Source organism: Methylobacterium sp. C33D (genome assembly GCF_053345825.1).
This window is the reverse complement of the sequence record NZ_JBKFAV010000037.1, coordinates 58,551-66,522: the sequence shown is the minus strand read 5'-3', so window position 1 is coordinate 66,522 and position 7,972 is coordinate 58,551. Positions and strand designations below refer to the sequence as shown.

Here is a 7,972-nt window from a genome sequence, read left to right as displayed (position 1 = left end):
CCTTCAACCGCCTCAAGGACTTTCGCCGGATCGCCACCCGCTACGACAAGCTCGCACGCAACTACGCCTCGGCCCTCGCTCTGGCCGCCGTCATCGCCTTCTGGTGCTGATCGAGTCCAAACCCTAGCGATTGTGCTTCAAGCAGAAATCGGTGTTCCAGCGCTCGAATGGGATGACGCGGAGAAGGCCGCGAATATCTGATCGGTAGAAGCGTTACGGAGCCGGTCGGGGACACTCCTGTCACTCGATAAGGGTAGGATCCGCTCCTAACAGCAACCGAGCCATCGCGCCTCGCATTCCCGTACAGCGCGATGCCGGTGTCGGCCGAGGTGTCTGATCGATGCATTGCGCCGAACTTGCCAGACCGAACACATTTGAGTGCCTTGGAGCTGCGCCGACGGCGATCCCGGTGCCCGAGTCGGGTTGCACGCCGTCGCGCGTCACCGGACGCAGGTAGCGGATCTGAACGCCTCAGCGCGCGAGCGGGAGGTGCTGCGGGTTCTGGTGTGAGACCTTGATCAGCAGGTCCGCGCGCGCCTCGGGGCTCATCTTGGCTAGGTGGTCGCGGATCGCATCCGCGGACGGGATGTCAGATGCACCGGAATCACCCTCACTGCCCTTCGTGACGGCGCGGCCCACGAGGTGGCGCGGCACGGGCTGGTCCCCCACCATCTTCGCCAGCGCAGCGATTTGCGGCAGCACCTCGTCGGTGAGCGTCTTCTGCAGCGCGTCGCGCTGGCCGGTGATCTTGGCGAGCTCGGCCCGCACGGCCTCGATCGCGTCGCCGCCCTTGGCGAGATTGCCGCCGGCCGCCTTCCCGGCATCGCCGCAGGTCGCCCCGAGGCCGCAGGCGTCGTCGTGCATGCGCTGGATCCGCTCCTGGTCCGTCCGGCTGTTGCGCACCCCGACCTTCGCCAGCGCCTGCCCGGCCGGGCTGTCGGCCGCGACCGCCTTCACCAGCGCATCGTAGGCGGTGTCCGACAGCGGGCCGGCGGCGAGCGCCATCGCCTCGTCCGTCGGCGCGTCGTCCATCAGGTCCGCCATCTCGGCCGCCACCATGGCCTGCAGGAGCGAGACGCCCTGCGTCGCCCAGGCCTTCATCTGCCGGGGCAAAGCCGCGTCGCCGTCAGCGTAGACCACGTCGAACACCGCCGAGCCGAGCATGCTCTTGATCTCGCTCAGCAGCACCGCGAGCCGCGACACGCCGTAGAGGTCCTTCGCGAGATCCGACCCATCGGTCGCCTTGCCGACATCGGCGCACGGGCGCCTGCGTGGCCGCCGCGGCTGCGCCTCGGCTTCGGTGGCGGTCGCGTCCCCGTCGACGGTCCCGAGCCGCTTGCTGAGATCGGACAGCGCGTCGAGCACCGGGCCGGCTGCAGCCCTCGCGGCCTCCGTGGCCTCGGTGCGGGCGTTGTGCGCCAGTGCGTCCGCCTTCTTGGCGAAGGTGCTGCCGTCCTTGGCCTTCCAGACTTGCTCGACCTCGCCCTCGCTCGCGGGCGCGGAGCCCGATGCCTCGGGGACGGGCCGCGCCTTGGCCAGCGCCTCCGCCTCAGCGGCCTTCATGAGGGCCTCGCGCGCCGGCGCCACGAAGTCGCCGACCGCGCCCGGCCGGCCAGCCCCCGCAGCCAGCTCCTCGGCCGTGGCGAAGACGTCCACGTTGGTCGGCTCGAGCGGCGCGCCGATCCGCACCGACTCCGCGAAGGCCCGCGTCTCGGCCGCGCCGTCGGCCTTCAGCACCTGGAACGTCGCCGAGGGCAGGCAAGGCAGGTCCACGAGGCTGACCTCGCTCGGATCGGCCGTGTAGCGCATCAGGCCGTCCTCGCCCCGCCAGCGCTTGGCGTAGGCGCCCCCCTGCGAGAAGCCGGTGTAGACCCCCTCCTCGACCTTCTTCCATTCCGCGTCGTCGACCACCTTGGCGCAGATCTCGATCTGCCGGGCGTCGTCGTTGAAGGCGATCTGCGTGACCTTGCCGGCCGCGACCTTGCCGTGCATCGCCCGCAGGTTGCCGAGCGAGCGGCCGTCGGTCGCCTTGGCGATGCTGCCCGACCATTTCTCGTAGAGCGGCTTCGTCGAGGTGTAGTCGCAGACCTCGCCGGCCCGGTCCGGGGTCTCGGCGGTGGCCAGGCCGTAGACGAGCCGGTTGGCCGCATCGACCTTCGTCAGCGGCAGGAACAGGGACAGCTCGGACATGATGGGCTCCGGCGGGAGGATAGTTTCCGATCGACCACCGGTCGTTTCTGACGTGGACCCAGCGTCATTCTTCGACTTTCACGCGGGCACGGTGGCGGTTCGCCTTGACGTTGCTTGAATGCTCTCCGCGACCGGCGTAGCTCTTAATCAGGCGCGGACCCGTCGACCGTTTCGGACGTCAAGCCCAAGGGCGATCGCAAGATCGGGCACGCGGCGTCAGCGGGCCGCGCCACCTTGACCCCCGATCTTGTAGAACGTGTGCAGAGTCAGCGATCCGGTCCGCTTGCGCACTGCCAGCACCGCCTCGTAGGTCTGCCCGCGGATCGTGTGCCGGACAACGACGCCCTGAAGGCCCTGTCCGCGCGTCTTGCCGCCTCGCGTCACCGAGCCATGCCGGAGCAGCCGCGGCAGGTAGCTGTAGTCAATCGGAACGATCGGATTGGGATCGCCGCTGCTAGGGCCGTGCCGTCGGTCGATATGTCGGACGAACTCGGCGGTGAGGCCATGCCGCCAGCCATCCACGTTCCGCCCGGCATGGGCCGTGAAGCGATCGCCGTGAACGCGTCCGAGATCAAGCACGTCCTGATGCGCTCGGTCGGCCAGGGCCCGCACCGCCAGCCGCTTGGCCGCCCGCCCCGACCCGCCTGCGCCCGCGAACTCACCGGTGTCCGGATCCCGCGGATGCTTCGACGGGTCGAACGCCTTGTCGATCGAAGCGTCGTCCTCGACGACGGGCACCACCACACAGCGGCAGGAGGGATGCGCGGGCGTCGCGTCGTCCCCGCTAGAAAACGCGTCCTCGAGATCGATCGCGCCGGCATCCGCGTTGGCTTGGCAGACCGCGCAGCAGCCCTCTTCCGCCCACCACGCCTTGCGGACCGCGATGCCGTCCTCGGCAGCCCCCCGGTAGCTCTCCAGCGACGCCGCCCCGTTGGCGCTGGCCACTTCGTACTCGGCGATGCGCGCCGCCCGCTCTGCCGAGAAGGCGTAGTCCGCCTCGATCGCCTCCGCGATGGCGTCGAGGCCGAGGTTGCGCTCCAGACCGGACGCGATGGTCTCGCGCAGCCGCGCGCGGGTCGCCTCTGTGATCACCATGCGCGCGTCGGCCGACGGCACGAGTCGCCCGTCGGCGTCGAAGCGCATCCCGACCATCTCGGCGGCCCGGGCCCTGGCTGCGGCGACCGCCCGAGTGTTCACGCGGTCGACCAGCTCTTCACGGCTGGCGGCGCCAATCTGCGCCAGAGCGCGGCGGCCCGCATCGGCGGCGACGACCTCCAGCTCGTCGGCCACCTCCGGCGCGACAGCGCGTAGATCCGTGAAGTCGAGGTCGTCGAGGAACTCGTCCAGCGCGCGGCGCAGCACGTCGGCGCCGTCTGGAGTAGGCTCGGCCTTGGCGAGCTTGTCGAGCCCGCGCAGGCCTTCGACCACCTCAGAGCGGGTAGCGGCCAGGGCTGTCTCCAGCCGCTCCGCAATTGCATGCATCGCCCGGCGCGTGGCCGGCCGGTCGAAAGGGACGGGATCGGCCGGCCTCCACACCCGGCGCTTCGTGAGTTCCGCACCGACGGCCTTGTGGGCCGGCGCCGGCAGATGCGCGATCCGCGCCGTGAGGCGGCCGCGCAGATCCTCCAGGGCAGCCACGATGGCGCTGCGGCGTTCGGCGTCGAGGCCGGCTTCGCGGATGGAGGCGATCATCGCGTCGAGCGCGGCGTCCACCACTTCGCTGAGCCGGTCCCGTATCCGTTCGCCCGCGGCCGCGTTCCCGGCCGCCTTGCCGAATCCGACCGCGCCGGCGAAGTGGTCGAGCATGCGCGCGACCTCGTCGTCGTCGTAGCCGAGATGCGCCCCGATGTGGCGGCCAGCCGTGACCAGCGCGTCACCGAGCAGGTAGTTCTCGGCGATCCAGACCGCCGCCTCGACCGCGGCCGGCACGGTGCCGCCAGACGCGGCCGTGACGATCGCGCCTCCGGCGATCACCGCCCCGCCGATCGCTGTGCGCAGGACGGTGCGCTTGAACGCGGCGCGCTCGGCGGCCTCATCCGCATCACCGCCTGCGCTCCCATCGGTCCAGCGGCCGCGCGCGTCCCGCGGCTGAGCCTCGTCGAACTTGCCGAGCAACTTGGCGACCGCAGCCGCGGAGTTGTCGTAGCGATCATCCGGGTCTTCCGGCGAGGCGCCGAACGTGCCCGACGCGGGCGGCAGCCCGAACGCGTCGAGTGCCGCCTTCTTGCCCGCCAGCGTGTTCGCGTCGATCGGCACGAGGCCCACGCCGGTCATCACCATCAGGGTGTCGGCGGCCGGGCTCGGATCGGGATCGAGGCCCAGGATCTTCCGGCCCTCGTTGAGGCGCATCAGCCCGCCCGCGGTCAGCCCGCGCAGGCGCTCGGCCTGCGCGGCCTCGTCGATCTGCTCGTCCTCCTGCCACGCGAACTCCAGCTCGGGCGCGCCGAGGTCGTCGGCGATCACCTCGTCCAGGACGCCCTTGATCCAGTCGAGAAGCGGCGCGAGGCCCTCCTCCTCGGCGAGTTCCTTCTGCGTGTCGGCCGAGGCGCGGTTCATCTGCTTGATCAGCGCCTGGGGCGAGATCGAGAAGGCGAAGCACACCACCCGCGACAGCCACTCGTCGAACTCGCCCTTGAGCTGGGGCTCGCTGGTCTGGTGGAGCGCGACCTTGCCGGGCACGAAGCGGGCGCGCCGCCGGGCGGCCAGGTTATCGGTGAACAGCGAGTCCCAGTAAGTCTGATAGGTCGCGATCTGGTCCGGCCCCCAGGTCTCGGGGACGCCGATCAGCGCGTCCGGCACGGTGCCGCTGGTGAAGTACTCCAGCGTCATCACCTGCCGGCGCAGGGCGATGTTGACCGTGGTCATCACCTGCTCGACCGGCGAGAAGCCGTAGACGCGGTCGGTGCGCAGGTTGCGCGGGCGGTAGAGCAGCTCCCGCGCGGTGTAGTTCACCGCCGGCAGGCCCTTGAGGATCTGCTGGTAGGCCTCCGGCCAGACGGTCCGGCCGCTCTGCACCCACGGCATCGGCACCCGGCCGTCCTCGCCGAGGATCGGCTTGATGGTGGCGCCGTCGACCGGCTCCAGGGCGAGGAGATCGCCCGCGCGGGAGCGCTGCTTGAAGGTGGTCCAGGCATCGAGGACCAGCACGTCCTCCAGGCCCATGCGCAGCCAGTCGGTCCAGGGGTGGATACCGTCGGGCTTGGTGAGGAAAGCCGCGATCGCCGCGGCCTTCGCGCCAGACGACCGTCCCGTGTCGCGGGGCTTGATCGCCCACTTCATCCGAGCGGCTTGGTCCTTCCGGGTTTCGATCACGAGCCGCAGCAGGTCGTAGCCTTCGGCGAGCCGGCGCAGCTGCGCGAACGAGACCGGCTCGTACGCCCGTGCGGTGGTGTTGAGGTTGTAGCCGGTCGGATAGTCGAAGCGGCGGCCGGCGACCTCTGCGGGCGCGGACGGGCGCATTGACACGGACGGACCGAACCAGTCGAAGCCCTGACCGGTCGTCGAGGCAGAGCCCGCGCTGCCATAGGAGAGGGTGTACGCCAGCGGGGCGAGCGAGATGCCCGCTACGCCGCAGCGTGAGGGGGAAGTCAAATGCGATCGCCTTTTCGCGGCGCGAGAGCGCGGCCCGGTAGCTCACAGAAATTTTCTATCAGAGGGTAAGGATCGGGCCCGTTTGTCAGTCGCCTGTGGCAGCAAAGGTTTTCTATGGACGCGTGGGATTGTCATTGCGATCCACAACGAACCGTGCATCGATGCGCGACGTGCTGACTCTGACGCCCTATTTCCATCGCATGGAGCCCGAGATGATACGAGCGGGTGCCGCTACCGCTCAGAGGCCGATCGAAGTGCGCATATTTGAGGACGCGTGTTCATGAAATTTCCTGAAACTGACCGCGTCATTTATGACAACAATCCGCTAGCCCAAGTGATCTGCCAGATCCGATTTCCTAGGATTCTGGCTATCGATGATAGAATCCCGGCGGATTTTCAACATTCACTAGGCGATCAATATCCATTTGTTGAAACGAAAGAAGTAGTTCATATAAATTTTGGCGAGACAAATCAAACTAAAAGAACTCATTACGATTTCATTACGGAAGATAAGAAATATAAAGTATCTCTCTCAAGTGACGCAATATCTATAGATACGGCCTCGTACGAAAGATGGGAAGTGTTCTCGAGGCATGTCGACCATGCCATAAGATGCCTGTCTAAAGTGTATTCTGTGCCGGTGTTTACAAGAATAGGACTAAGATATATTGACATAATATCTCGAGAGAAGCTTGGTCTTAAGGACTTGAGGTGGTCAGATTTGATAATTTCGTCTGCCTTGGGATTGCTGCATGAAGACGCCGTGCCGGTCGAAGATGTCCTTGAGCTTGGCGCGGCATATCTTTTTAAAATTGGTGAGGTGGACAAATTAACTTTAAGGACTGGGCTCGGAAGATCTGACAAAACCAAAGACGAGATTATTTTTGTAGTTGACGGAGATTTTTTCAGAGATGAGCCAGTCAAAGGAATTGACGATACCCTCTCAGTCCTCAGGGATTTCAACAAGTCTGCTGGCAGCGCATTCCGCTGGATTATTCAGCAGCGCTTACATGACGCATTGGGTCCCAAGCCTGCTGTATGATAGGTTAAATGCACTAGCTGACACGCACATCCACACCCGCGTCGATTATCTTCGCGCAGACGAACAACAATTGCCGGAAGCAATGAGCCATTTGCGACTCATCAATTATGCCTCAGGGTATATGGATATTCAGAAGATATTCGCGAAACAAGATGCATCTGATGATTTTGTTGCCAGCGGATCGGTGATCGATATCACATGGATTTTTTTGGCTCTTCGATCATCAGATGCGACGGGTTCGCGATGGCTGGGCGAAGTAATAGATGGTGTAAATCATCTTATATCTAATGAAGAATTTCGACATCTGGATCGAGCGCTTGAGACTATAAAAGTGGATGCCGCGAGCCGTCAAATACTCCTTGGTTTGGCTAGAAGTACATATCCCGTAAGATCAAGATTAAACTATTGGAAGACGTATATAATAGACGTTCATAACAATTTCCTAAAAAGGGGTCTTGAGGCGGACGTTTTGCTCAAAGGGCTTGTTTAAACATGAGCGGGTTGCAACCGATAGAACAGTCGCATGATGCGGTAGAACACGTTGGTTTGACACTCTCCCTCACTTCGATCGGCCAGCACTCTGCATTTATTTATCGGGCCGAAGATGGTGCGGTGCGAGTGCTTGGCCTAGCGATGCACCACAGCCTTGAGGATGAAGAGGCAAACGCAAATATTAGATGGAGCCAACTTGGCCTAGACCCAGACAACAAAGAGATACTGAGCTTGTTGCTAGCTCGCATTAGACGTCAGCAGCCTCACGTTCCTTATGCTTTCAACGCGGAAGGCATCGTTTTTAATGAGGACGGGCGCCTGCTGCCTCCCCCGGCGGGGAAAGGACTGACATGTGCTACCTTCATAATCGCGGTTCTTAGGACTTACGCATTTGAGTTGCTTGATCTTAGTACATGGCCAGACACTCCGAGAGATGTGAGGCAGTTCGAATTTATTATAAGATATCTCAGGAGAGTTGCTGGTGAGGAGCACATTGCTGCAATAAAGGCAGACAAAGGGGCCAGATCCATCAATCCTGATGAAGTAGTTGCAGCCGGAAGTCTGCCGTATAAAGTATGGCCAGTCGACTTCCCCACGGCTAAGCAGATTGCAGAGAGCGTCTTGAGGGACCTGAAATCATGAATTTCTAGCATGATT

General features: G+C 64.1%; 5 protein-coding genes and 1 pseudogene. 4 read left to right on the top strand and 2 right to left on the bottom strand.

The window, feature by feature from the left end:
• A pseudogene (locus ACLBXO_RS24825) lies at positions 1–110 on the top strand (IS5/IS1182 family transposase); the annotation flags it as partial.
• Between the two features lie 361 nt (positions 111–471).
• Here the strand turns inward: ACLBXO_RS24825 and ACLBXO_RS24820 are convergent.
• The gene (locus ACLBXO_RS24820) at positions 472–2,190 is read right to left on the bottom strand and encodes a hypothetical protein (RefSeq protein ID WP_447687037.1); all 1,719 of its coding nucleotides are present in this window, start codon (positions 2,188–2,190) and stop codon (positions 472–474) included.
• A gap of 216 nt (positions 2,191–2,406) precedes the next feature.
• Positions 2,407–5,649, bottom strand: coding sequence for a phage portal protein (locus tag ACLBXO_RS24815; protein WP_447687036.1), 3,243 nt, complete (start codon positions 5,647–5,649; stop codon positions 2,407–2,409).
• Between the two features lie 412 nt (positions 5,650–6,061).
• On the opposite strand from ACLBXO_RS24815, the gene ACLBXO_RS24810 reads away from it, so the two are divergent.
• The 3 genes from ACLBXO_RS24810 (at position 6,062) to ACLBXO_RS24800 (ending at position 7,957) form a co-directional block, all read left to right on the top strand.
• Positions 6,062–6,823: a TIGR04255 family protein gene (locus ACLBXO_RS24810; protein WP_447687035.1), complete on the top strand. Its 762-nt coding sequence runs from the start codon at positions 6,062–6,064 to the stop codon at positions 6,821–6,823.
• Positions 6,792–7,313 carry a hypothetical protein gene (locus tag ACLBXO_RS24805; RefSeq protein ID WP_447687034.1) on the top strand — a complete coding sequence of 174 codons (522 nt, stop codon included), beginning with the start codon at positions 6,792–6,794 and terminating at the stop codon, positions 7,311–7,313. The genes ACLBXO_RS24810 and ACLBXO_RS24805 overlap by 32 nt, the downstream gene beginning before the upstream one ends.
• A 143-nt stretch (positions 7,314–7,456) precedes the next feature.
• A complete protein-coding gene (locus ACLBXO_RS24800; protein WP_447687033.1) occupies positions 7,457–7,957 on the top strand; it encodes a hypothetical protein in 501 nt (166 codons plus the stop codon).
• Positions 7,958–7,972: the final 15 nt, after the last annotated feature.

Bases quoted from the DNA above. Each gene is read 5' to 3' on its own strand.
- ACLBXO_RS24820 (WP_447687037.1), bottom strand. From the start codon at position 2,190: ATGTCCGAGCTGTCCCTGTTCCTGCCGCTGACGAAGGTCGATGCGGCC.
- ACLBXO_RS24815 (WP_447687036.1), bottom strand. From the start codon at position 5,649: ATGCGCCCGTCCGCGCCCGCAGAGGTCGCCGGCCGCCGCTTCGACTAT.
- ACLBXO_RS24800 (WP_447687033.1), top strand. From the start codon at position 7,457: ATGCACCACAGCCTTGAGGATGAAGAGGCAAACGCAAATATTAGATGG.
- ACLBXO_RS24810 (WP_447687035.1), top strand. From the start codon at position 6,062: ATGAAATTTCCTGAAACTGACCGCGTCATTTATGACAACAATCCGCTA.
- ACLBXO_RS24805 (WP_447687034.1), top strand. From the start codon at position 6,792: ATGACGCATTGGGTCCCAAGCCTGCTGTATGATAGGTTAAATGCACTA.